Source organism: Pseudomonas sp. Pc102, from assembly GCF_018408275.1.
Classification (GTDB): domain Bacteria; phylum Pseudomonadota; class Gammaproteobacteria; order Pseudomonadales; family Pseudomonadaceae; genus Metapseudomonas; species Metapseudomonas tohonis.
Map to the genome: position 1 here is coordinate 6,292,288 of NZ_AP021905.1, position 23,240 is coordinate 6,315,527.

The following is a 23,240-nucleotide window of genomic DNA, read 5'->3' on the forward strand; positions in this document are numbered from 1 at the left end:
CTTTCGCTTTCAGGACAAAAAGCATGCGACTTCTGGTGACCGGCGGTGCCGGCTTCATCGGCTCGGCACTCATTCGCCATTTGCTGAGCAATACAGATCACTACGTCCTCAATATCGACAAGTTGACTTATGCCGGTAATCTCGAGTCACTGATCCCTGTATCTGACAACAACCGATACACATTCCTACATGCCGACATCGCCGACAGCGACGCCGTCAACGCCGCCCTGCAGCGCTTCCAGCCCGACGCCATCATGCACCTTGCGGCCGAGTCCCATGTCGATCGCTCCATCGACGGCCCGGCCGAGTTCATCCAGACCAACATCGTCGGCACCTATGCGCTGCTGGAAAGCACCCGTGCTTACTGGTCCGGACTGGACGCCGAGCGCAAGGCCGCCTTCCGCTTCCATCACATCTCCACCGACGAGGTGTATGGCGACCTGCATGGCGTGGACGACCTGTTCACCGAGACCACGCCCTATGCCCCCAGCTCCCCCTATTCGGCGAGCAAGGCGGCATCCGATCACCTGGTCCGCGCCTGGAACCGCACCTATGGCCTGCCGGTGCTGCTGACCAATTGCTCCAACAACTACGGCCCCTATCACTTCCCCGAGAAGCTGATCCCGCTGATGATCCTCAATGCCCTCGAAGGCAAGCCGCTGCCGGTCTATGGCGATGGCCTGCAGGTGCGCGACTGGCTGTTCGTCGAGGATCACGCCCGCGCCTTGGTCGAGGTCGTCACCCGTGGGGTGGTCGGCGAGACCTACAACATCGGCGGCCATAACGAGCAGAAGAACATCGATGTGGTGCGCGGCATCTGCGTACTGCTGGAAGAGCTCGCACCCGCCAAGCCCCAGGGCGTCTCCCGCTTCGAGGAACTGATCACCCACGTCAAGGATCGCCCGGGCCACGACCTGCGCTACGCCATCGACGCCGGCAAGATCGAGCGCGAGCTGGGCTGGAGGCCACAAGAAACCTTCGAGACCGGCCTGCGCAAGACGGTGCAGTGGTACCTCGACAACCTGGAGTGGTGCCGCCGCGTACAGGACGGCAGCTACCAACGCGAACGCCTGGGAGCCCAAGCATGAAAGGCATCATCCTCGCCGGGGGCTCCGGCACCCGCCTGCACCCCATCACCCTCGGCGTGTCCAAGCAGTTGCTGCCGATCTACGACAAGCCGATGATCTACTACCCCATCTCCGTGCTGATGCTCGCCGGCATCCGCGAGATCCTGATCATCTCCACCCCCCAGGACCTGCCCCAGTATCGCAACCTGCTGGGTGACGGCAGCCAGTTCGGCGTGCGCTTCAGCTACGCCGAGCAACCCTCGCCGGACGGCCTGGCCCAGGCCTTCCTGATCGGCGAGGAATTCATCGGGGGAGACTCGGTCTGCCTGATCCTCGGCGACAACATCTTCCACGGCCAGCACTTCACCGAGAAGCTCAAGCGCGCGGCCGAAGGCAAAATGGGCGCGACCGTATTCGGCTACTGGGTCAACGACCCGGAGCGCTTCGGCGTCATCGAGTTCGATGCCCAGGGCCAGGCCATCTCGATCGAGGAAAAGCCCGCCAAGCCCAAGTCCAGCTACGCCGTCACCGGCTTGTACTTCTACGACAACGACGTCATCGACATCGCCAAGGCGGTGAAGCCCTCACCCCGCGGCGAGCTGGAGATCACCGACGTCAACAACGCCTACCTGCAGCGCGGCGACCTGCGGGTCGAGAAACTCGGACGCGGCTTCGCCTGGCTCGATACCGGCACCCATGACAGCCTGCTGGAAGCCTCCCAGTACGTTCAGACCATCGAACACCGCCAGGGCCTCAAGGTCGCCTGCCTGGAAGAGATCGCCTTCCAGAACGGCTGGATCGACAAGACGCGGCTACTGGAGCGCGCCAAGGCGTTCGGCAAGACCGGCTACGGCCAGTACCTCTACAAGCTGGCGGGGGAGCAGGCATGAAGGCCATCGCCACCGACCTGCCGGACGTGCTGATCCTCGAACCCCGCGTCTTCGGCGACGAACGCGGCTTCTTCTTCGAGAGCTTCAACGCCCGCACCTTCGAAGAGGCCACCGGCCTCAAGCGGGACTTCGTCCAGGACAACCACTCGCGCTCGCAGAAAGGCGTGCTGCGCGGCCTGCACTATCAGCTGCAGCAAGCGCAGGGCAAGCTGGTGCGGGTCACCGCCGGCGAGGTGCTCGACGTCGCCGTCGACGTGCGCCGCAGCTCGCCGACCTTCGGCCGCTGGGTCTCCGTACTCCTCTCTGCCGAGAACAAGCGCCAGCTCTGGGTCCCGGAAGGCTTCGCCCACGGCTTCGTGGTCCTCAGCGAGTTCGCGGAGTTCCTCTACAAGACCACCGACTACTACGCCCCTGCCCACGAGCGCTGCATCCGCTGGGACGACCCGACCCTCGCCATCGACTGGCAACTGAGCGAAGCGCCCCAGCTCTCCGCCAAGGATCAGGCCGGTCTCAGCCTCGCCGAGGCCGACGTATTCCCATGAAGATCCTCATCACCGGCCACAACGGCCAGGTCGCCCGTGAACTGCGACTGGCCCTCGCCGACCGGGCCGAGCTGCTCGTCCTCGGCCGCGACCGCCTGGACTTGGCCGACAGTGACGCCATCCGCCGCCTGGTACGCACCGAGCGCCCCGACCTGATCATCAACGCCGCCGCCCACACCGCCGTGGACCAGGCCGAAAGCGAGCCCCAGGCCGCCTTCGCCCTCAACGCCAGCGCCCCCGGCGTGCTGGCCGAAGAGGCCGCCGCCCTGGGTGCGCCGCTGATCCACTACTCCACCGACTACGTCTTCGACGGCAGCAAGAACGCGCCCTACACCGAAGACGACCAGCCCAGCCCGCTGGGCGTCTACGGCCGCAGCAAGCTGGCCGGGGAAGAGGCAATCCGCGCGGTGGGCGGTGCGCACCTGATCCTGCGCACCAGTTGGGTCTACTCCCTGCACGGCCGCAACTTCCTGCTCACCATGCAGCGCCTGCTGCAGGAGCGCGAACACCTGCGCGTGGTGGACGACCAGGTCGGCGCGCCCACCTGGGCCGGCCACATCGCCGCCGCCACCGCCACGCTGATCCAGCGCTGGCAGGACGGCCGCCAGGCCTGGGGCACCTATCACTTCAGCGCCGGCGGCGAGACCTCCTGGTTCGGCTTCGCCAGCGCCATCGCCGATACGCTCAAGGCCGAGGGCAAGCCCTGCGCCCGCCTGGAGCCCATCCCCAGCAGCGCCTACCCGACGCCGGCACAGCGGCCACTCAACTCGCGGATGGACGGCAGCAAGCTGCTGCGGGACTGGGACGTCGCCCTGCCCGACTGGCGCCAGGGCCTGGACGAGTGCCTGCGTCACCCTCGCTGAGCCCGCCGGTGTCATAATGCGCCGCATCCCCGGCGCATTCCGACACCCATGACCGCCAACGCCCTCCCCTATCGCCCCCGCTGGCGCAGCCTCGTCCTGCTGGCCCTGGTCCTGGCGCCCCTGCTGTGGCCGGCCCATCACCTGGCCGAGCGCTACTACAACCAGGCCCTTGCCGAGCAGAACCGGCAGACCCTCGACCTCTACGTCGCCAACCTGCTGGGCACCCTGCGTCGCTTCGAAGTCCTGCCGCCGATCCTCGCCGACCTGCCCGCCCTGCGCAGCCAGCTGGCCGAGCCGCACGACCCGGCGCGCCTGGAAGCCGCCAACCGGTTGCTGAGCGAGGTACGCGACGAGACCGGCGCCGACGTCATCTACCTGATGAACCCCCAAGGCATCACCCTCAGTTCCTCCAACTGGGACAAGGCGGACAGCTTCATCGGCCGCGACTTCGCCTTCCGCCCGTACTACCGCGAGGCGCTGCAGGGCCGCCAGGGGCGCTTCTTCGGCCTCGGCACCACCTCCGGCAAGCGCGGTTACTTCTACGCAAGTCCCGTGCGCGAGGGCCAGGCGGTGATCGGCATCCTGGTCGTCAAGGTCGACCTGGACGACGCCGAATCGCTCTGGGGCAACACCCCGGAACAGCTGCTGGTGACGGACTCCAACGGCGTCGCGATCATCACCTCGCGCCCGCAATGGCGCTTCCATGCCACCCGTGAGCTGGACAACGCCGAACGCGCCGCCATCGCCGCCAACCAGCCCTACCCGACCCAGTCACCCGAGCCGATCCGCCTGCGCCCCGGCGAGTGGATCACCCAGAGCCGCGAGCTCCGTGAAACCGGCTGGACGGTGAGCATCCTCGCGCCGCAGGTCCTGGTCGACCGCCAGGTGCGCACCACCGACGCCATCGCCGCCGCCACCCTGCTCGCCCTGCTGCTGCTGCTCGGCCTGATGATGCAGCGCCGCCGCCACTACCTCGACCGCATCGCCCTGGACACCCGAGCCCGCCGCGAACTGGAGCAGCGCGTGCAGGAGCGCACCCAGGACCTCGAAGCCCTCAACAGCCGGCTCAAGGTCGAGGTGCTGGAGCGCGAACAGGCCCAGCAGGAGCTGGTGCGCGCCCAGGACGAAGTGGTGCAGGCCGGCAAGCTCTCCGCCCTCGGCACCATGTCCGCCAGCATCAGCCACGAGCTCAACCAGCCGCTGGCCGCCATCCGCAGCTATGCCGACAACGCCGGCGTGCTGCTGGACCACGAACGCTACGACGATGCCCGCGGCAACCTGCGGCAGATCAGCGAGCTGACCGGACGCATGGCCTCGATCATCGCCCACCTGCGCGCCTTCGCCCGGCGCGACCGCCATGCGCCGGAGAACGTCGCCCTGCAACCTGCGCTCGACGACGCCCTGGCGCTGCTGGCCAAGCGGCGCCGGGCGATGGAGGTCGAACTGATCCGCGACATGCCCGAGGCCCAGCTCTGGGTACAGGCCGGCGAAACCCGACTGCGCCAGGTGCTCGGCAACCTGCTCGCCAACGCCCTCGACGCCCTGGGCGAGAAGCCGCAGCCCCGGCGCATCTGGCTCAGCGCCGAAGCCCATGCCGACGGGGTGACCCTGACCCTGCGCGACAATGGCCCCGGCTTCACCCGCGAAGCCCTGCAGCGCGCGCGCGAGCCCTTCTTCACCACCAAGACCAGCGCCCAGGGCCTGGGCCTCGGCCTGGCCATCTGCGACAGCCTGATCCGTGCCCTCGGCGGCGAACTGCTGCTGGCCAACCACCCCGAAGGCGGCGCCTTGCTGACCCTGCACCTGCGCTCGGCCATCCCCGGCGCCAACCCCCTCTCACCCGAGGACCATTCCGCATGACCCAGCCACTCGAAGCCGGAACCCAGGTCCTGCTGGTCGACGACGACCCGCACCTGCGCCAGGCCCTGAGCCAGACACTCGACCTCGCCGGCCTAAAGGTCGCCACCCTGGGCGACGCCAAGGGCCTGGCCGCGAACCTGCCCGCCGACTGGCCGGGCGTGGTGGTCAGCGACATCCGCATGCCCGGTGTCGACGGCCTCGAACTGCTGCGCCAGCTTCACGAACGCGACCCCCAGCTGCCCGTGCTGCTGATCACCGGCCACGGCGACGTGCCCCTGGCCGTGCAGGCCATGCGCGCCGGTGCCTATGATTTCCTGGAGAAGCCCTTCGCCAGCGAAGACCTGCTCGACAGCGTGCGCCGCGCCCTCGACCTGCGCCGCCTGGTGCTGGAGAACCGCAGCCTGCGCCTGGCCCTCTCCGACCGCCAGCAGCTCAGCGCCCGCCTGGTGGGCCAGTCCGCCGCCGCCCAGCGCCTGCGCGAGCAGATCGGCGCGCTCGCCGGCACCAGCGCCGACGTACTGATCCTCGGCGAGACCGGTGCCGGAAAGGAGGTGGTGGCCCGCGCGCTGCACGACCTGTCCGCACGCCGCGACGGCCCCTTCGTCGCCATCAACGCCGGCGCCCTGGCGGAGTCCGTGGTGGAGAGCGAACTCTTCGGCCACGAACAGGGCGCCTTCACCGGCGCGCAGAAGCGCCGCATCGGCAAGTTCGAGTACGCCAACGGCGGCACCGTGTTCCTCGACGAGATCGAGAGCATGAGCCCCGACGTGCAGGTCAAGCTGCTGCGCCTGCTGCAGGAGCGCGTTGTCGAACGGCTCGGCGCCAACCAGTTGATCCCGCTCGACATCCGCGTCATCGCCGCCACCAAGGAAGACCTGCGCCAGGCCGCCGACCAGGGCCGCTTCCGTGCCGACCTCTACTACCGCCTCAACGTCGCCAGCCTGCGCATCCCACCGCTGCGTGAACGCGGCGAGGACATCCTCCTGCTGTTCCAGCACTTCGCCGAAGCCGCCGCCGCGCGCCACGGCAGCCAGCCGCGCACGCTGGACAGCTCGCAGCGCGCCCTGCTGCTGACCCACGACTGGCCCGGCAACGTGCGCGAACTGCAGAACGCTGGCGAGCGCTTCGCCCTCGGCCTCGACCTGGCCCTGGACAACGGTGCGCCGGAGCTGCCCAGCAGCAGCGGCGGCCTGAGCGAGCAGGTGGAAGCCTTCGAGCGGGCGCTGATCCTCGCGGAGCTGGGCAACCCGCACAACTCCATGCGCAGTCTCGCCGAGGCCCTGGGCCTGCCGCGCAAGACGCTGTCGGACAAGCTGCGCAAGCACAACCTCAGCTTCGGTGGCGGAAATCCCGCCGACGAGCAGGACTGATAGGCGGACTTCCGCTCAGACCGGAGCCGCTCCCTCGGGCCGATGCCAGCAATCCCGGCATTCACGGGCACTGGCACAGGCCTTGCTCCGTGCACCGCATCTCAATGCCGAGGCATTGAACCAGGGCATCCCGCCTCCCCGGGATGCCCGCCCGCAGCGGCCACAAGCCGCCACCGGGTTTCTTTCCCCAGCGCAGCCTCGGTCCTCCCCGGCCCTGGCGGCAGGCGGCGGTCCATCAGCCCGTCGCCTTCCACGTCGAACCCGGCCCTCGCGCCGGGTTCGTCGTATCCACCCCGTCAAAGCGACCTGTCGAGAAGAACGCGCCCCAAGTCCACCGGCGTCCCCGGCGCAGCGTGCAATTGCCTGCGCAGGTCGGCGAACACCCGCTCGTTATCCCCACGCATGCCCGCGGTGATCCGCAGGTGCGGGGGGAATCCATGCCGTCGCAGGCGCCGGCAGGTGCTCTGCAGGAAGTTGTAGGCGACATCGCGATGCAGCTCGAAGGTGTCATGGAAGCCGTGCCCGGCCACCTACCCCCGCAGATCGAAGTGCACGTAGGTTTCGCGATCACGCTGCCGGAGCTGGTAATCCATGTCGATGAAATAGCCAGGGCAAGGCCCCGCCCCATCCCGTCTGACGACCAGGTGCCCTGGTCGGAACATGCTCGATCCCCTTATGGAAAGTTGATGTAGGAAACTTCCAGGCGAGTTGCCTTATATCCATTCGAAATCAAGTGAAAGTTGAATAATTCCGATATAAGAAAATGGCATTTGGCCATGTTTCTTACAACAAATCCTTACAACTTGAACTGTCACAAAAACCAACTAGCTTGAACTGGGCGCCGCCTGGGATGGCTTGCCGATCCCCTATTTTGCTCGCTCCGAGCCTGCCTCCGATGCTGCCATGTCCCCTCCGAAGTCTGTAAGGAAATAGTCCCGCGCGAATTGTTAGCTAGCTATTGACCTACGTCATAACTCTTCCCCGAAAGGAAGAGCCAACTAAGCACAGTTCCTACTCCTACTGGAGGTGCAAGATGTCAGACTCCACCCAAAAACTCCGACTAGGCGCCTTGGTGGCGCTGGTAGTTGGCTCTATGGTCGGCGGCGGTATCTTCTCGCTGCCGCAGAACATGGCGGCCAGCGCCGATGTCGGCGCCATTCTCATCGGCTGGGGTATCACCGCCATCGGCATGCTGACCCTGGCCTTCGTCTTCCAGACCCTGGCCAACCGCAAGCCCGATCTCGACGGCGGCGTGTACGCCTACGCCAAGGCCGGCTTCGGCGACTACATGGGTTTCTCCTCGGCCTGGGGCTACTGGATCAGCGCCTGGCTGGGCAACGTCGGCTACTTCGTCCTGCTGTTCAGCACCCTCGGCTACTTCTTCCCGATCTTCGGCGAGGGCAACACCCCGGCGGCCATCATCGGGGCCTCGGTGGTGCTCTGGGCCGTGCATTTCCTGGTGCTGCGCGGGATCAAGGAGGCAGCGTTCATCAACCTGGTGACCACGGTCGCCAAGATCGTGCCGCTGTTCCTGTTCATCCTCATCTGCCTGTTCGCCTTCAAGCTGGACATCTTCACCGCCGACATCTGGGGCTCGATGAACCCCGAGCTGGGCAGCGTGATGAACCAGGTGCGCAACATGATGCTGGTCACCGTCTGGGTGTTCATCGGCATCGAGGGCGCGAGCATCTTCTCCGCCCGCGCCGAGAAGCGCAGCGATGTCGGCAAGGCCACCATCATCGGCTTCGTCACCGTGCTGCTGTTGCTGGTACTGGTGAACGTGCTGTCGCTCGGCATCATGACCCAGCCTGAACTGGCCAAGCTGCAGAACCCGTCCATGGCGGCGGTGCTGGAACACGTGGTCGGCCACTGGGGCGCGGTGCTGATCAGCGTCGGCCTGATCATCTCCCTGGTCGGTGCCCTGCTGTCCTGGGTGCTGCTGTGCGCGGAGATCCTCTTCGCCGCCGCGAAGGACCACACGATGCCGGAGTTCCTCCGTCGCGAGAACGCCAACCATGTGCCGGCCAACGCCCTGTGGCTGACCAACGCCATGGTCCAGCTGTTCCTCATCGTCACGCTGTTCAGCGCCAGCACCTACCTGTCGCTGATCTACCTGGCGACCTCGATGATCCTGGTGCCCTACTTCTGGTCCGCCGCCTACGCCCTGCTGCTGCCGATCCGTGGCGAGACCTACGAGACGGACGGCCGCGACCGCAACAAGGACCTGGCCATCGCCGCCGTCGCCCTGGTCTACGCCGTGTGGCTGCTCTACGCCGGCGGCGTGAAGTACCTGCTGCTCTCGGCCCTGCTCTACGCCCCTGGCGCGATCCTCTTCGCCAAGGCCAAGCACGAGCTCGGCCAACCCATCTTCACCAACGTTGAGAAGCTGATCTTCGCCGCCGTGGTAATCGGCGCGCTCGTGGCGGCCTACGGCCTCTACGACGGCTTCCTGACTCTGTAACTCGTAAGGAGACCTGCCATGTCCAAAGTCAAACTCGGCGTTCATTCCGAAGCCGGCAAACTGCATAAGGTGATGGTCTGCTCGCCCGGTCTGGCCCATATGCGCCTGACCCCCAACAACTGCGACGAGCTGCTGTTCGATGACGTCATCTGGGTCAACCAGGCCAAGCGCGACCACTTCGACTTCGTCACCAAGATGCGCGAGCGCGGCGTCGAGGTGATGGAGATGCACAACCTGCTCACCGACATCGTGCAGAACCCCGAGGCCCTGAAATGGATCCTCGACCGCAAGATCACCGCCAACCAGGTCGGCATCGGCCTGACCAACGAAGTGCGCTCCTGGCTCGAGGGCCTTGAGCCACGCAAACTCGCCGAGTTCCTCATCGGCGGGGTCGCCGGCTCCGACCTGCCGGACAGCGAGGGCGTCAGCGCGGTCAAGATGTACCGCGACTACCTGGGCCATTCCAGCTTCATCCTGCCGCCGCTGCCCAACACCCAGTTCACCCGCGACACCACCTGCTGGATCTACGGCGGCGTGACGCTCAACCCGATGTACTGGCCGGCGCGACGCCAGGAAACCCTGCTCACCACCGCCATCTACAAGTTCCACCCCGAGTTCACCAACGCCGAGTTCGAAGTCTGGTACGGCGACCCCGACCAGGACCACGGCAGCGCCACCCTCGAAGGCGGCGACGTGATGCCCATCGGCAACGGCGTGGTGCTCATCGGCATGGGCGAGCGCACCTCGCGCCAGGCCATCGGCCAGCTGGCCCAGTCGCTGTTCGCCAAGGGCGCGGCACAGAAGGTGGTGGTCGCCGGCCTGCCGAAGTCCCGCGCGGCCATGCACCTGGACACCGTCTTCACCTTCTGCGACCGCGACCTGGTCACGGTCTTCCCGGAAGTGGTCAAGGAGATCGTCCCCTTCATCCTGCGCCCGGACGAAAGCCGCCCATACGGCATCGACATCCGCCGCGAGGAGAAGAGCTTCATCGACGTGGTCGCCGAGTCCCTCGGGCTCAAGCAGCTGCGCGTGGTGCAGACAGGCGGCGACAGCTTCGAGGCCGAGCGTGAGCAATGGGACGACGGCAACAACGTCGTCTGCCTGGAGCCTGGCGTGGTGGTCGGCTATGACCGCAACACCTACACCAACACCCAGCTGCGCAAGGCCGGTGTCGAGGTGGTGACCATCAGCGCCAGCGAACTCGGCCGCGGCCGCGGCGGTGGCCACTGCATGACCTGCCCGATCCTGCGCGACCCGATCGACTATTGATCCAATAAGCCGAACCCCGGCGGCCGCCACCCGCGGCCGCCCGCCCCGCCAGCCACGAGCTGTTCTGACGGGGCCTGGATTCCGACCTGCCCAAAAGGAGAAAGACCATGGCTTTCAACATGCACAACCGCAACCTGCTCAGCCTGATGCACCACAGCACCCGCGAGCTGCGCTACCTGCTGGACCTCTCCCGCGACCTGAAGCGCGCCAAGTACACCGGCACCGAGCAGCAGCACCTGAAACGCAAGAACATCGCGCTGATCTTCGAGAAGACCTCCACCCGCACCCGCTGCGCCTTCGAGGTCGCCGCCTATGACCAGGGCGCCAACGTCACCTACATCGACCCCAACTCCTCGCAGATCGGCCACAAGGAGACCATGAAGGACACCGCCCGCGTGCTCGGGCGCATGTACGACGCCATCGAGTACCGCGGCTTCAAGCAGGAAATCGTCGAAGAACTGGCCAAGTTCGCCGGCGTCCCGGTGTTCAACGGCCTGACCGACGAGTACCACCCCACCCAGATGCTCGCCGACGTGCTGACCATGCGCGAACACAGCGACAAGCCGCTGCACGACATCAGCTACGCCTACCTGGGCGATGCCCGCAACAACATGGGCAACTCCCTGCTGCTGATCGGCGCCAAGCTGGGCATGGACGTGCGTATCGCCGCACCCAAGGCGCTGTGGCCGGAGGACGACTTCATCGCCCAGTGCAAGGAATTCGCCGAGGAAAGCGGCGCGCGCATCACCATCACCGAAGACCCCAAGGCGGCGGTAAAGGGCGTCGACTTCATCCACACCGACGTCTGGGTCTCCATGGGCGAGCCGGTGGAGGCCTGGGGCGAACGCATCAAGCAGCTGCTGCCCTACCAGGTCAACGCCGAGATGATGAAGGCCTCCGGCACCGCGCGGACCAAGTTCATGCACTGCCTGCCGGCCTTCCATAACAGCGATACCAAGGTCGGCAAGCAGATCGCCGAGCAGTACCCGCACCTGGCCAACGGCATCGAGGTGACCGACGACGTGTTCGAGTCCCCGGCCTGCATCGCCTTCGAGCAGGCGGAGAACCGCATGCACACCATCAAGGCGATCCTGGTCTCGACCCTCGCCGACGTCTGATTCCAGTTCGCCACAGGGGCGCTGGCGTTGTCGGCGGCACTGCGCGCCATCATCCCTGTGGCTTCCTGGAATGTCCCTGATACCGGAGAAGGAGCAGCCTATCGCTCCTTCTCCACCGCAACAGGAGAACAATCATGCGAATAGTCGTCGCATTGGGCGGCAACGCCCTGCTGCGCCGTGGCGAGCCCATGACTGCGGAGAACCAGCGCATCAACGTGCGCATCGCCGCCGAGCAGATCGCCAAGATCCAGCCCGGCAACGAACTGGTGGTCGCCCATGGCAACGGTCCCCAGGTTGGCCTCCTGGCCCTCCAGGGCGCCGCCTACACGGCGGTCAGCACCTACCCGCTGGACGTCCTCGGCGCCGAGACCGAGGGCATGATCGGCTACATGATCGAACAGGAACTGGGCAACCTGCTGCCCTTCGAGGTGCCCTTCGCCACGCTGCTCACCCAGGTGGAAGTGGACGCCAAGGACCCCGCCTTCCAGAACCCCACCAAGCCCATCGGCCCGGTGTACTCCAGGGAAGAGGCCGAGCGCCTGGCCGCGGAAAAAGGCTGGGCCATCGCCCCCGACGGCGACAAGTTCCGCCGTGTGGTCGCCAGCCCCCGGCCCAAGCAGATCTTCGAGATCCGCCCGGTGAAGTGGCTGCTGGAGAAGGGCTCGGTGGTCATCTGCGCCGGTGGCGGCGGCATCCCCACGCTCTATGACGACAACGGCAAGCTCAAGGGCGTCGAGGCGGTGATCGACAAGGACCTGTGCTCCGCACTGCTGGCCCAGCAGCTGGAGAGCGACCTGCTGGTGATCGCCACCGACGTCGACGCCGCCTACATCGACTGGGGCAAGCCGACCCAGAAGGCCATCGCCGAAGCCCACCCGGATGAGCTCGAACGCCTCGGCTTCGCCGCCGGCTCCATGGGACCCAAGGTCCAGGCCGCCAGCGAATTCGCCCGCAACACCGGGCGCGTCGCGGTGATCGGCTCCCTGGCCGATATCGAGGCCATCGTCCAGGGCAAGGCCGGCACCCGCGTCAGCACCGCCAACCCGGGCATCAGCTACCGCTGAAGCCTCCAACCCACGGGGCCGTGCAGGCGGCCCCGGCTCCTCCCGCCGCCCCGCACGACCATGCCCGCCGTCCATGCACACGGGCAGTACCGATCAATCCTCAAGTGACTCGACGGTCAGCTGCCGCGTCAGGTTAGGCATTCGAATCTTTCGAGCTGCCACCTGGTTCGTCCACGGTGGCCGGACATCCCCGACGCGTTCCCTGGCCAGCCGCACCTGCGGCCCTCACGGCCCATCTTCACCGCGCTCGGCCCGGCCCCGGTCACGAAATGGTCTATTTGAGGAGTTCCCGCGTCATGTCTCGACTTCCGGTCATCGTTGGTTTCGGCGGTTACAACGCAGCGGGCCGAAGCTCGTTCCACCATGGCTTCCGCCGTACCGTGATCGAGTCCGTCGACGCCGCCGCGCGCCAGGAGACCCTGGCCGGCCTGGCGGTAATGACCAAGCTGGTGACCGTGGTCGATGGCCAGTACCTGGACGCCGACGGCGCGCCGCTGAGCCTGGCCGACATCGAGTCGCGCTTCGGCGAACGCCTCCTCGCCTCGACCCTGGTGCGCCGTATCGAGAAGCAGCACCTGGACGTCGACGCCGCCCCCTGGCAGAAGAGCATCGGCGTCGCCGCCGAACCGGGCTCCAGCATCCGCTTCGTCACCTCGCGCAAGCAGTTGCCCGAACCGCTGCCGGCCAGCTGGTCGGTCGAGCCGCTGGAATCCGGCGAGGTGCGCGTCACCCTCAATGACGCCACCGAGTTCAAGATCGAGAGCTTCCGCGCCCTGCCGGTCAAGTCCGCCGGCCAGCTGCCCACCGGCTTCGAGCCGGGCGAGCTGTACAACTCGCGCTTCCACCCGCGCGGCCTGCAGATGTCCGTGGTCGCCGCCACCGACGCCATCCGCTCCATCGGCCTGCCCTGGCAGCACATCGTCGACCGGGTGCAACCCGACGAGGTCGCGGTGTTCTCCGGCAGCATCATGAGCCAGCTCGACGAGAACGGTTTCGGCGGCCTGATGCAGTCGCGCCTCAAGGGTGGCCGCGTCACCGCCAAGCAACTGCCGCTGGGCCTGAACACCATGCCCGCCGACTTCATCAACGCCTACGTGCTGGGCAGTGTCGGCACCACCGGCAGCGTCACCGGCGCCTGCGCCACCTTCCTCTACAACCTGCAGAAGGCCATCGAGCTGATCGGCTCCGGCCGCGCGCGGGTCGCCCTGGTGGGCAACGCCGAGGCGCCGATCAACCAGGAATGCATCGACGGCTACGGCGCCATGGGCGCCCTGGCCACCGAGGACGGCCTGCGCCAGGTCGGCGGCCGCGAGGACGTGGACTTCCGCCGTGCCAGCCGCCCCTTCGGCGAGAACTGCGGCTTCACCCTGGCCGAGTCCAGCCAGTACGTGGTGCTGATGGACGACGCCCTGGCCCTGGAGCTGGGTGCCGATATCCATGGCGCGGTGACCGACGTCTTCATCAACGCCGACGGCTTCAAGAAATCCATCTCCGCCCCCGGCCCGGGCAACTACCTGACCCTGGCCAAGGCCGTGGCCAGCGCCACCCAGCTGTTCGGCAGCGAGACCGTGCGCCAGCACAGCTTCGTCCACGCCCACGGCTCCAGCACCCCGGCCAACCGCGTCACCGAGTCCGAACTGCTGGACCGCGTCGCCGCCGCCTTCGGCATCGAGTCCTGGCCCATCACCGCGGTCAAGGCCTTCGTCGGCCACAGCCTGGCCACCGCCAGCGGCGACCAGGTGGTCTCGGCCCTCGGCACCTTCCGCTACGGCATCCTGCCGGGCATCAAGACCATCGACCGGGTCGCCGACGACGTGCACCAGCAGCACCTGTCTATCTCCACCCGCGACCAGCGCATGGAGCAGCGCAGCCTGGACATCTGCTTCGTCAACTCGAAGGGTTTTGGCGGCAACAACGCCAGCGGCGTGGTGATCTCGCCGCGCCTGACCGAGAACATGCTGCGCAAGCGCCATGGCGAGAAAGCCTTCGCCGACTACTGCGAGAAGCGCGAAGCCACCCGCGCCGCCGCCCGCCAGTACGACGAGCGCGCGCTCAAGGGCGAGCTGGACATCATCTACAACTTCGGCAACGACCTGATCGACGACAAGGCCCTGGAAGTCACCGCCGAAGGCATCAAGGTCCCGGGCTTCGCCCAGCCGCTGCTCTACGGCAAGGACGAACGCTTCAAGGACATGCTCGACTGAGCGTCGCGAGATCAATGGGGAGGGGCGAGGCCCGCCCCACCCGATAGCCCGACAGGCGCGTTACGGATCAATCCAGGGCGCGCGCCAGCTCCAGCAGCTCCCCACGCCAAGCGGCAGCCGCCGGCAACGCCAGGAAGGACGGGTTGAGGAAGGATTCGCGGGCCGCGTAGCCCAGCGGTTCGCCGGCCAGGTCGAGCACCTCGCCACCGGCGCCTTCCAGTACGCCCTGCGCGGCGGCGGTGTCCCACTGCGAGGTGGGCGCCAGGCGCGGGTAGCAATCCGCCGCCCCTTCGGCCAGCAGGCAGAACTTCAGCGAGCTGCCGATATTGGCCAGCTGCAATTCCCCGAAGCGCTCCCCCAGCCCGGCCAGCAGGCGTTCCTGCGCGGGGCTCGAATGGCGCTTGCTGGCCACCAGGGTGAAGGCCTGTGCAGGCGCCACGCGCACCCCGATCGGCTCGCGCACGCCCGCGTCGATGCGCCAGGCACCCAGGCCCGTGCCGCCCAGGTAGCAGCGGCCGGTGACCGGCACGCCGACGACGCCGAAGACCACCCGCCCACGCTCGATCAGCGCGACGTTGACGGTGAACTCATCGGAGCCGGAGATGAATTCCTTGGTGCCATCCAGCGGGTCGACCAGCCACCAGCGCTCCCAGGCGGCGCGCTCGGCGAGGGGGATGTCCGCCGCTTCCTCGGAAAGCACCGGGATGCCGGCATCCAGCGCTGCCAGGCCGTCGGCGAGGATACGGTGGGCAGCCAGGTCGGCGGCGGTGACGGGAGACGCATCGGCCTTCTCGACCACGGCGACGTCCGCGCGCCAGAACGGCAGGGTGGCCTGGCCGGCGAGGCCGACCAGTTCGATGACGGCAGGCAGCAGCGGGTGGCTCATGCGGGGAACTCCCCGCGCTGGCCCAGCAGGTCACGGGCCAGGTAGAGCGCAGCCAGGGCGCGCCCCTCGCTGAACTGCGGGTGCTGCACCAGGCTCGCGATCTCGCGCAGGCTGATCTTCTCCACGCCCAGCGACTCGGGTTCGTCGCCCGGCAGGCGCTCTTCATAAAGGTCACGGGCCAGCACCACCTGGATCTTCTGGCTCATGTAGCCCGGCGACAGCGACAGCTCGGTCAGCAGCTCCAGCTTGCGCGCGCCGTATCCCGCCTCTTCCTTGAGTTCGCGGTCGGCCGCCACCAGCACGTCCTCGCCCGGCTCGATCAGCCCCTTGGGCAGCGACAGCTGGTAGTCGTCGGTGCCGGCGCAGTACTCCTCCACCAGCAGCACGTGCTCGGCGTCCACCATCGCCACCACCATCACCGCGCCATAGCCGGAGCCCTTGCCCACCAGACGCTCGTAGGTGCGCTCGACACCGTTGGAGAAGCGCAGCTGCAGCTCCTCGACACGGAACAGGCGGCTGCTGGCGACGATCTCGCGAGCGAGCACGGTGGGCTTCTGACGCATAACGGAACTCCTTGGCATGACCGGCGGGTTATCATACCCCGGCTTTTCCGATTATCTGCGTAGGAGATTGCACGCCGACGACCGTCCACGGTGCAATCGCGACAGCCCTCCCACCTACAGCCCCGGACGCGCATGCCACAGCTCAACTGGTCCGCCATCGACACCGTCCTGCTGGACATGGATGGCACCCTCCTCGACCTGCATTTCGACAACCACTTCTGGCTGGAATACCTGCCCCAGCGCTACGCCGAACACCACGGCATCAGCCGCGAGGCGGCCGACGCCGAACTGGTGCCGCTGTTCAAGCACCACGCCGGCCAGCTCAACTGGTATTGCACGGACTTCTGGAGCCGCGAGCTGAAGCTGTCGATCCGCGACCTCAAGCGCGAGGTCGCCGACCTGATCGCCCTGCGCCCCGACGCCGACCACTTCCTCGCCGCCCTGCGCCGCGCCGGCAAGCGCGTGGTGCTGATCACCAACGCCCACCGCGACTCGCTGTCGCTGAAGATGGAACGGGTCGAACTGGCCCCCTGGTTCGATCGCCTGATCAGCTCCCACGACTACGGCTTCCCCAAGGAAGACCAGCAGTTCTGGCACGCCCTGCAGCAGGACTCGCCCTTCAACCCGGCGCGCACGCTGTTCATCGACGACAGCCTGCCGATCCTGCGCAGCGCCCGCGCCCATGGCGTCGCCCACCTGCTGGCGGTGCTGCAGCCCGACAGCCGGGGCGCGCTCAAGGACACCGAGGAATTCGCCGCGGTCGACGGCTACCGCGAACTGGTGGACGGGCTCTAGCCCGGCGGGAGCGACCATGGACATCAAGCAGCTCAAGTTCCTCGTCGCCCTCGACGAGACCCGCCACTTCGGCCAGGCCGCCGCGCGCTGCCACGTCACCCAGCCCACCCTGTCCATGCGACTGCGCAGCCTGGAAGAGGAGCTGGGCCTGGAACTGGTGCAGCGCGGCCAGCGCTTCGAAGGCTTCACCGATGCCGGCCAGCGCGTGCTCGCCTGGGCGCGCACCCTGCTCGCCGCCCATGACGGCCTGCACGCCGAGGCGGCCGCCTGCCGCGGCCACCTGGTCGGCACCCTGCGCCTGGGCGTGGTGCCCCTGGCCGGCTACGACCCCATGCGCCTGGTCCAGGCCTTCGCCGGGCAGCATCCCGACCTGCGCTTCCAGTTGTTCGCCCTCAGCTCCGAGCAGATCCTCGAGCGCCTGGCACGCAACCAGCTCGACCTCGGCCTCTCCTACCTGGACCGCCTCGATCGCGAACACTTCGACAGCCTGGAAGTCGCCGACACCCGCATGGGCCTGCTGCACGACCGCCGCCACTTCGCCTTCGACGCCCCGCAACTGACCTGGGAGGCCCTCGCCGGCCTGCCCCTGGGCCTGCTCTCGGCCGGCATGCACTTCCGCCAATCGATCGACCACGGCTTCCGCAGCCGGGGCCTGGCGCCGCAGCCGCGCCTGGAGACCGACGCCGTGCACCAGCTGCTGCAGGCGGTCAACGTCGGCCTGTGCTGCGCCATCATGCCGCTCGCCAGCGGCCTCGACGAACTCACCGAACACCTCGCGCTGCTGCCCATCGAGCACGCCCACACCCTGGCCCCGCTGGGGCTCATCCAGCGCCGCGGCCAACCCCGCTCCGCACTGGCGGATGCCTGCTTCGAAGAGGCCCGCCGGCTGTTTTTCCCAGCCTGATAGACACTGTCGATCACAGTATCGGCAATAGCGATTAGACGGACCCCGCCACCAACGCCTAGGCTGCCTGTGTCAATCCGTCGCAGGGGCGCCACCCGTGCCACGCCAGCTATCCACCTCCCCTCTCAACGACACCGAGCCCGTGACCCAGGCGCGGGGCTATGCCTATGCCGAACTGGGCGGCGCAGCCACGACCGGCGAGGGCCTGCTGGCCGAGGAATGCGCCCTGGCCATCGCCTACAACGGCATCAGCCACGCGGTGATGATGGTCTCGCCCGCCGATCTGGAAGACTTCATAGCGGGCTTCAGCCTCAGCGCCGGTATCGTCGATTCGATCGATGACATCTATGACACCCGCCTCGGGGGCTGCGACGACGCCCGCCAAGCCGAGGTGGAAATCGCCAACCGCGCCTTCTGGGCCCTGAAGGACCAGCGCCGCCAACTGGCCGGCACCACCGGCTGCGGCCTTTGCGGCGTGGAGGCCCTGGAGCAGGCCCTGCCCACCCTCGCCGTGCTGCAGCCACAGCCGCTGCCCCCGCCGGAGCACCTGGCCGACCTGCGCCAGCGCATCGCCGCCAAGCAGGACCTCGCGCGCCGCAGCGGCGCCCTGCACGCCGCGCTCTTCGTCGACGCCAGCGGCGCACTGGCGCTGTGCCGCGAAGACATCGGCCGCCACAACGCCCTCGACAAACTCATCGGCGCCGTCCTGCGGCACAAGCTCGACCCGCGTGCCGGTTTCGCCGTGGTCACCAGCCGCTGCAGCCTGGAACTCATCCACAAGGCGGTGCGTGCCGGCCTCGGCACCCTGGTCAGCCTCTCGGCCCCCACGGCACTCACCGTGCAGTGGGCGCGCCGGCACAACCTGAACCTGATCCACCTGCCCCATCACAGCGCGCCCCGGGTCTACAGCCCGGCGCCCCGGACAGAAGAAGTACAGCCATGAGCCTGCAACCCGTGCATCCCCGCTACAAGCCCTACAACGGCGCCGCCGCCGGCTGGGGCGCGCTGAAGAGCGTCGCTCACTTCTGGCTGGACAGTAAGCAGCCGTTCAAGAACCTGCGCGCCCTGCTCAAGACCAACCAGAACGGCGGCTTCGACTGCCCCGGCTGCGCCTGGGGCGACTCCCCCGAAGACGGCCGCATCAAGTTCTGCGAGAACGGCGCCAAGGCGGTCAACTGGGAAGCCACCAAGCGCCGCGTCGACGCCGCCTTCTTCGCCCGCTACAGCGTCAGCCAGCTCCGCGAGCAGAGCGACTACTGGCTCGAATACCAGGGCCGCCTGACCCAGCCGATGCGCTACGACGCCGCCAGCGACCACTACCTGCCGGTCAGCTGGGACGACGCTTTCGCCCTGGTCGCCAGCCACCTCAAGCGCCTGCCCGACCCGAACCAGGCCGAGTTCTACACCTCCGGCCGCGCCAGCAACGAAGCTGCCTACCTCTACCAGCTGTTCGTCCGCGCCTACGGCACCAACAACTTCCCCGACTGCTCGAACATGTGCCACGAGGCCAGCGGCGTCGCCCTCGGCCAGAGCGTGGGCGTCGGCAAGGGCAGCGTGACCTTCGCCGACTTCGAGCACGCCGACGCCATCTTCGTCCTCGGCCAGAACCCCGGCACCAACCACCCGCGCATGCTCGAACCGCTGCGCGAGGCGGTGAAGCGCGGCGCCCAGGTGGTCGCCTTCAACCCGCTCAAGGAGCGCGGCCTGGAACGCTTCCAGCATCCCCAGCACGCCCTGGAGATGCTCACCAACGGCTCCGCCCCGCTGAACACCGCATTCTTCCGCCCGGCCCTGGGCGGCGACATGGCCGCCATGCGCGGCATCGCCAAGTTCCTCCTGCAGTGGGAGCGCGAGGCCCAGGCCGCAGGCCAGCCGGCGGTGTTCGACCACACCTTCATCGCCGAACACACCGACGGCGTCGACGCCTACCTGGCCGAGCTGGACGCCACCAACTGGGACCACATCGAGCGCCAGTCCGGCCTCACCCTCGCCGAGATCGAGCAGGCCGCGCGCATGTACCGCCGCGCCGAGCGGGTCATCATCTGCTGGGCCATGGGCATCACCCAGCACCACCATTCGGTGCCGACCATCCAGGAAATCGTCAACCTGCAACTGCTGCGCGGCAACCTCGGCCGCCCCGGCGCCGGCCTGTGCCCGGTGCGCGGCCACAGCAACGTGCAGGGCGACCGCACCATGGGCATCAACGACCGCCCGCCGGCGGCCCTGCTCGACGCGCTGGAGAAGCGCTTCCAGTTCAAGGTGCCCCGCGAGAACGGCCACAACACCGTGGAAGCCATCAACGCCATGCTCGACGGCCAGGCCCGCGTCTTCATCGGCCTGGGCGGCAACTTCGCCCAGGCGACCCCGGACAGCCCGCGCACCCACCAGGCGCTGATGAACTGCGACCTCACCGTGCAGATCAGCACCAAGCTCAATCGCAGCCACCTCACCGTCGGCCGCGACGCACTGATCCTGCCCTGCCTCGGCCGTACCGACATCGACCACCAGGCCCACGGCCCGCAGGCGGTGACGGTGGAAGACTCCTTCAGCATGATCCACGCCTCCAACGGCCAGCTGGAGCCGCTGTCCCGCGAAATGCGCTCGGAGCCGGCCATCGTCGCCGGCATCGCCAAGGCCACCCTGGGCAACCACCCGGTGGACTGGGACGCGATGATCGCCAACTACGACCGCATCCGTGAGCTGATCGCCGACACCATCCCCGGCTTCGCCGACTTCAACCAGCGCGTGCAGCACCCGGGCGGCTTCTACCTGGGCAACTCGGCCGGTGCCCGCACCTGGAAGACCGCCAGCGGCCGCGCCAACTTCAAGGCCAACCCGCTGCCGGAAACCCTGATCCACGAACGCATCCGCGCCAGCGGCCTCAAGCCCGACCTGATCCTCCAGACCCTGCGCTCCCACGACCAGTACAACACCACCATCTACGGCCTCGACGACCGCTACCGCGGCGTGCGCGGCCAGCGCCAAGTGGTGTTCGCCAACGAGGCCGACATCCAGCGCCTGGGCTACCAGAGCGGGCAGAAGGTGGACATGGTCTCGCTCTGGGACGACGGCATCGAGCGCAAGGTCGAAGGCTTCACCCTGCTCGCCTTCGACATCCCCGCCGGCCAGGCCGCCGCCTACTACCCGGAAACCAACCCCCTGGTGCCCCTGGACAGCTTCGGCGTCGGCAGCCACACACCCACCTCCAAGTTCATCGCCGTGCGCCTCCAGCCGGCGCAGGAAAGCGGGCGCATTCTCTGACCGTTCGGCACGCATCGCACCCTACGGCGGGCACGGAGCCTCCCGCAGGGTGTGCCGCGCGTACCTGCCCCCTCCGCGCCCGCGCACAGGTCCAGGCACGCGATGGAAACGGTGCGAACGACACAAACAGGGTGCATCGATCATGCGCATCGAAAGGCTGGGGAAAAGCGGAATCACCCCCACTGCAGGGGGCGCAAAGACAAGGCGCAATGCCATCAGGAAATGGCCTGGAAAAGGGCCGAAACGCAGTGCTGGAATAGGCCTCTGACACCGCCGAAACAGCCAAAGTTCTCCAGCAAAAACAATTATTTAGAGATTGTGAAGAACCCTGTGCAATTCGTCGGGAGACGCTTGTACGGCGCCGCTCCGCTCGCAACTATCGCCTCGTCCAAACCACAGAGGCTCTCCTCTCCATGAAGCACTCCTCGATCCTCCTTCTGTCTTTCTGCCTCGCCAGTGGCGGCGCCTTCGCGGGCGGCACCACCGAAGCCGGGGTGGGTGGCGCGCTGGGCGGGGTACTGGGCGCGGCCGTCGGTCAATCCATCGGTGGCAACACCGGCGCGGCCATCGGTGCCGGCGTCGGCGGTGCAGCGGGTAGCGCGGTCGGCGCCGACCGGCGCAGCCGCACCGAAGCGGCCCTCGGTGGCGCTCTGGGCGCAGCCGGCGGCAACGTCATCGGCCGCCAGGTCGGCGGCGACACCGGCAGCCTGATCGGCGCCGCAGCCGGCGGCGGTGCCGGTGGTGCGCTGGGCAACTACATGGGCAACGAGAGCCGCGACGACGACCGTGACGATCGTCGTTACTACGACCGCCGTGGCGATCGCCACGAACATGGCCGCGGCCATGGCTGGGGTCACCGCAAGCACAAGCACCGCCACCACCATGACTGGGATGACTGATCGCGACCGTTAGTCGCCAATCCCGGCCGATCGCATCCCCTCACAGAACTCCCGTAACACTCTCAGCCTCTTTCTGTTCGAGGGCCACTTGCCACGCAGGCGAGCGGCCCTCGTCACCTTGCCTGGAGAAACACCCGATGCGCCTCACTCTTCCCGCCCTGGCCCTGAGCCTGCTCGCGACCCAAGCCGTGGTCGCCGGCGAAACCACCAAGAACGCCCTCGGCGGCGGCATCGGCGGTGCGCTGGGCAACGTGGTCGGCCAATCCATCGGTGGCAGCACCGGCGCCGCCATCGGTGCCGGCCTCGGCGGTGCCGCCGGCGGCGTGATCACCGCGCGTGACGGCAACAAGACCGGCGCCGCGCTGGGCGGCGGCTTGGGTGCCGCCGGCGGCTCGGTGGTGGGCGGCAAGCTCGGCGGCAGCACCGGCTCGACCATCGGTGCGGGCCTGGGCGGCGCGGCCGGTGGCGCCATCGCCAGCGAGCTGGACAAGGACAGCGGTGGCAAGAAGCACCGCAAGCACAGGCACCGCGATTGAGCATCATGGAGCCACACGCCCAGCCTCCGCGTTGCACGCTGCGGGGGCCGGTGCTGCCAGTGGCTTACGAGAATCCCCTGCCCCACCTGCAACGCTGGCTGCGCGGCGACGGCCAGCGCCTGCTGGCCCTGCGTTGCGTCGCCAGCCTGGGCCTGCGCGATGCCTGGCTGGCCGCCGGCTTCGTGCGCAACCTGGCCTGGGACCGGCTGCACGGCTACCGCGACACCACGCCGCTCGCCGATCTCGACCTCATCCACTTCGACCCCGATGACCTCGACCCCGAGACCGACCTGCGCATCGAGCACACCCTGCGCGGCATGACCGGGCACCTGCCCTGGTCGGTGAAGAACCAGGCGCGCATGCACCTGCGCAACGGCGACGACCCCTACCGCGACAGCCGCGACGCCATGAGCCACTGGCCCGAAGTGCAGACCGCCATCGGCGTGCGCCTGCGCCCGGGCGGCGGCATCGAGATTATCACGCCCTTCATCCAGTCCGGCCTGCTCGACCTGCGCGTCACCCCCAACCCCCTGCACCCACGCCAGGAAGCTTTCAGCGAACGTCTGCGGGAAAAAGGCTGGCTGCAACGCTGGCCGCGCCTGCAGGTGGACACGGCGCCCCTGGGCTGCCTGCTGCATAGCAGCCACTTCGACGACGCCTGAAGGGCGCGCCTCCCTGCGCGCCGGGT

21 protein-coding genes are annotated in these 23,240 nt (G+C 67.8%); 19 read left to right on the forward strand and 2 right to left on the reverse strand.

What is annotated here, in order from left to right:
• Nucleotides 1-23: 23 nt before the first annotated feature.
• The 12 genes from rfbB (at nt 24) to PHLH3_RS28760 (ending at nt 14,708) form a co-directional block, all read left to right on the forward strand.
• Nucleotides 24-1,088 (forward strand): dTDP-glucose 4,6-dehydratase, encoded by a 1,065-nt coding sequence (gene rfbB, locus PHLH3_RS28700; protein WP_213626981.1) that lies wholly within the window; start codon nt 24-26, stop codon nt 1,086-1,088.
• The gene (gene rfbA / locus PHLH3_RS28705) at nt 1,085-1,957 is read left to right on the forward strand and encodes a glucose-1-phosphate thymidylyltransferase RfbA (protein WP_213626991.1); all 873 of its coding nucleotides are present in this window, start codon (nt 1,085-1,087) and stop codon (nt 1,955-1,957) included. Before rfbB ends, rfbA begins: the two co-directional genes overlap by 4 nt.
• A complete protein-coding gene (gene rfbC, locus PHLH3_RS28710) occupies nt 1,954-2,499 on the forward strand; it encodes a dTDP-4-dehydrorhamnose 3,5-epimerase (protein WP_213626993.1) in 546 nt (181 codons plus the stop codon). Before rfbA ends, rfbC begins: the two co-directional genes overlap by 4 nt.
• Entirely contained in the window at nt 2,496-3,362 is an 867-nt protein-coding gene (gene rfbD / locus PHLH3_RS28715; protein ID WP_213626995.1) for a dTDP-4-dehydrorhamnose reductase, read from the forward strand. Before rfbC ends, rfbD begins: the two co-directional genes overlap by 4 nt.
• Before the next feature lie 48 nt (nt 3,363-3,410).
• Complete coding sequence (locus tag PHLH3_RS28720; protein ID WP_213626997.1) at nt 3,411-5,222, forward strand: ATP-binding protein; 1,812 nt, start codon at nt 3,411-3,413, stop codon at nt 5,220-5,222.
• Nucleotides 5,219-6,592, forward strand: a complete 1,374-nt coding sequence (locus PHLH3_RS28725; RefSeq protein WP_213627005.1) for a sigma-54 dependent transcriptional regulator — start codon at nt 5,219-5,221, stop codon at nt 6,590-6,592. The genes PHLH3_RS28720 and PHLH3_RS28725 overlap by 4 nt, the downstream gene beginning before the upstream one ends.
• Nucleotides 6,593-7,029: 437 nt before the next feature.
• Nucleotides 7,030-7,284 carry a hypothetical protein gene (locus tag PHLH3_RS28735; RefSeq protein ID WP_213630751.1) on the forward strand — a complete coding sequence of 85 codons (255 nt, stop codon included), beginning with the start codon at nt 7,030-7,032 and terminating at the stop codon, nt 7,282-7,284.
• 341 nt (nt 7,285-7,625) lie between these two features.
• A complete protein-coding gene (gene arcD, locus PHLH3_RS28740; protein ID WP_213627008.1) occupies nt 7,626-9,053 on the forward strand; it encodes an arginine-ornithine antiporter in 1,428 nt (475 codons plus the stop codon).
• A gap of 18 nt (nt 9,054-9,071) precedes the next feature.
• Nucleotides 9,072-10,322 carry an arginine deiminase gene (arcA, locus tag PHLH3_RS28745; RefSeq protein WP_111260772.1) on the forward strand — a complete coding sequence of 417 codons (1,251 nt, stop codon included), beginning with the start codon at nt 9,072-9,074 and terminating at the stop codon, nt 10,320-10,322.
• A gap of 107 nt (nt 10,323-10,429) precedes the next feature.
• Nucleotides 10,430-11,440, forward strand: a complete 1,011-nt coding sequence (locus tag PHLH3_RS28750; protein ID WP_213627011.1) for an ornithine carbamoyltransferase — start codon at nt 10,430-10,432, stop codon at nt 11,438-11,440.
• Nucleotides 11,441-11,574: 134 nt separating this feature from the next.
• Nucleotides 11,575-12,504: a carbamate kinase gene (gene arcC, locus PHLH3_RS28755; RefSeq protein WP_213627013.1), complete on the forward strand. Its 930-nt coding sequence runs from the start codon at nt 11,575-11,577 to the stop codon at nt 12,502-12,504.
• 296 nt (nt 12,505-12,800) lie between these two features.
• On the forward strand, nt 12,801-14,708 hold the full coding sequence (locus PHLH3_RS28760; protein ID WP_213627015.1) for a beta-ketoacyl synthase: 1,908 nt from the start codon (nt 12,801-12,803) through the stop codon (nt 14,706-14,708).
• A gap of 67 nt (nt 14,709-14,775) precedes the next feature.
• Here the strand turns inward: PHLH3_RS28760 and cysQ are convergent, their stop codons facing one another.
• Both cysQ and nudE read right to left on the reverse strand, forming a co-directional pair.
• Complete coding sequence (gene cysQ / locus PHLH3_RS28765; protein WP_213627017.1) at nt 14,776-15,594, reverse strand: 3'(2'),5'-bisphosphate nucleotidase CysQ; 819 nt, start codon at nt 15,592-15,594, stop codon at nt 14,776-14,778.
• The gene (gene nudE, locus PHLH3_RS28770; RefSeq protein ID WP_213627019.1) at nt 15,591-16,157 is read right to left on the reverse strand and encodes an ADP compounds hydrolase NudE; all 567 of its coding nucleotides are present in this window, start codon (nt 16,155-16,157) and stop codon (nt 15,591-15,593) included. Before nudE ends, cysQ begins: the two co-directional genes overlap by 4 nt.
• Nucleotides 16,158-16,289: 132 nt before the next feature.
• Between nudE and yrfG the strand changes: the two genes are divergently transcribed.
• From yrfG to PHLH3_RS28805, 7 genes are all read left to right on the forward strand, one after another.
• On the forward strand, nt 16,290-16,952 hold the full coding sequence (yrfG, locus tag PHLH3_RS28775) for a GMP/IMP nucleotidase (RefSeq protein WP_213627021.1): 663 nt from the start codon (nt 16,290-16,292) through the stop codon (nt 16,950-16,952).
• A gap of 16 nt (nt 16,953-16,968) precedes the next feature.
• Nucleotides 16,969-17,856 (forward strand): LysR family transcriptional regulator, encoded by an 888-nt coding sequence (locus tag PHLH3_RS28780; RefSeq protein ID WP_213627023.1) that lies wholly within the window; start codon nt 16,969-16,971, stop codon nt 17,854-17,856.
• 97 nt (nt 17,857-17,953) lie between these two features.
• Nucleotides 17,954-18,799, forward strand: coding sequence for a formate dehydrogenase accessory sulfurtransferase FdhD (gene fdhD / locus PHLH3_RS28785; RefSeq protein WP_213627025.1), 846 nt, complete (start codon nt 17,954-17,956; stop codon nt 18,797-18,799).
• The gene (locus tag PHLH3_RS28790) at nt 18,796-21,117 is read left to right on the forward strand and encodes an FdhF/YdeP family oxidoreductase (RefSeq protein WP_213627027.1); all 2,322 of its coding nucleotides are present in this window, start codon (nt 18,796-18,798) and stop codon (nt 21,115-21,117) included. Before fdhD ends, PHLH3_RS28790 begins: the two co-directional genes overlap by 4 nt.
• A 413-nt stretch (nt 21,118-21,530) precedes the next feature.
• Nucleotides 21,531-22,016, forward strand: coding sequence for a YMGG-like glycine zipper-containing protein (locus PHLH3_RS28795; protein WP_213627029.1), 486 nt, complete (start codon nt 21,531-21,533; stop codon nt 22,014-22,016).
• Nucleotides 22,017-22,153: 137 nt separating this feature from the next.
• Entirely contained in the window at nt 22,154-22,552 is a 399-nt protein-coding gene (locus PHLH3_RS28800; RefSeq protein ID WP_173178600.1) for a hypothetical protein, read from the forward strand.
• 59 nt (nt 22,553-22,611) lie between these two features.
• Nucleotides 22,612-23,214, forward strand: coding sequence for a nucleotidyltransferase family protein (locus PHLH3_RS28805; protein ID WP_244862953.1), 603 nt, complete (start codon nt 22,612-22,614; stop codon nt 23,212-23,214).
• The last annotated feature ends 26 nt before the right edge of the window (nt 23,215-23,240 follow it).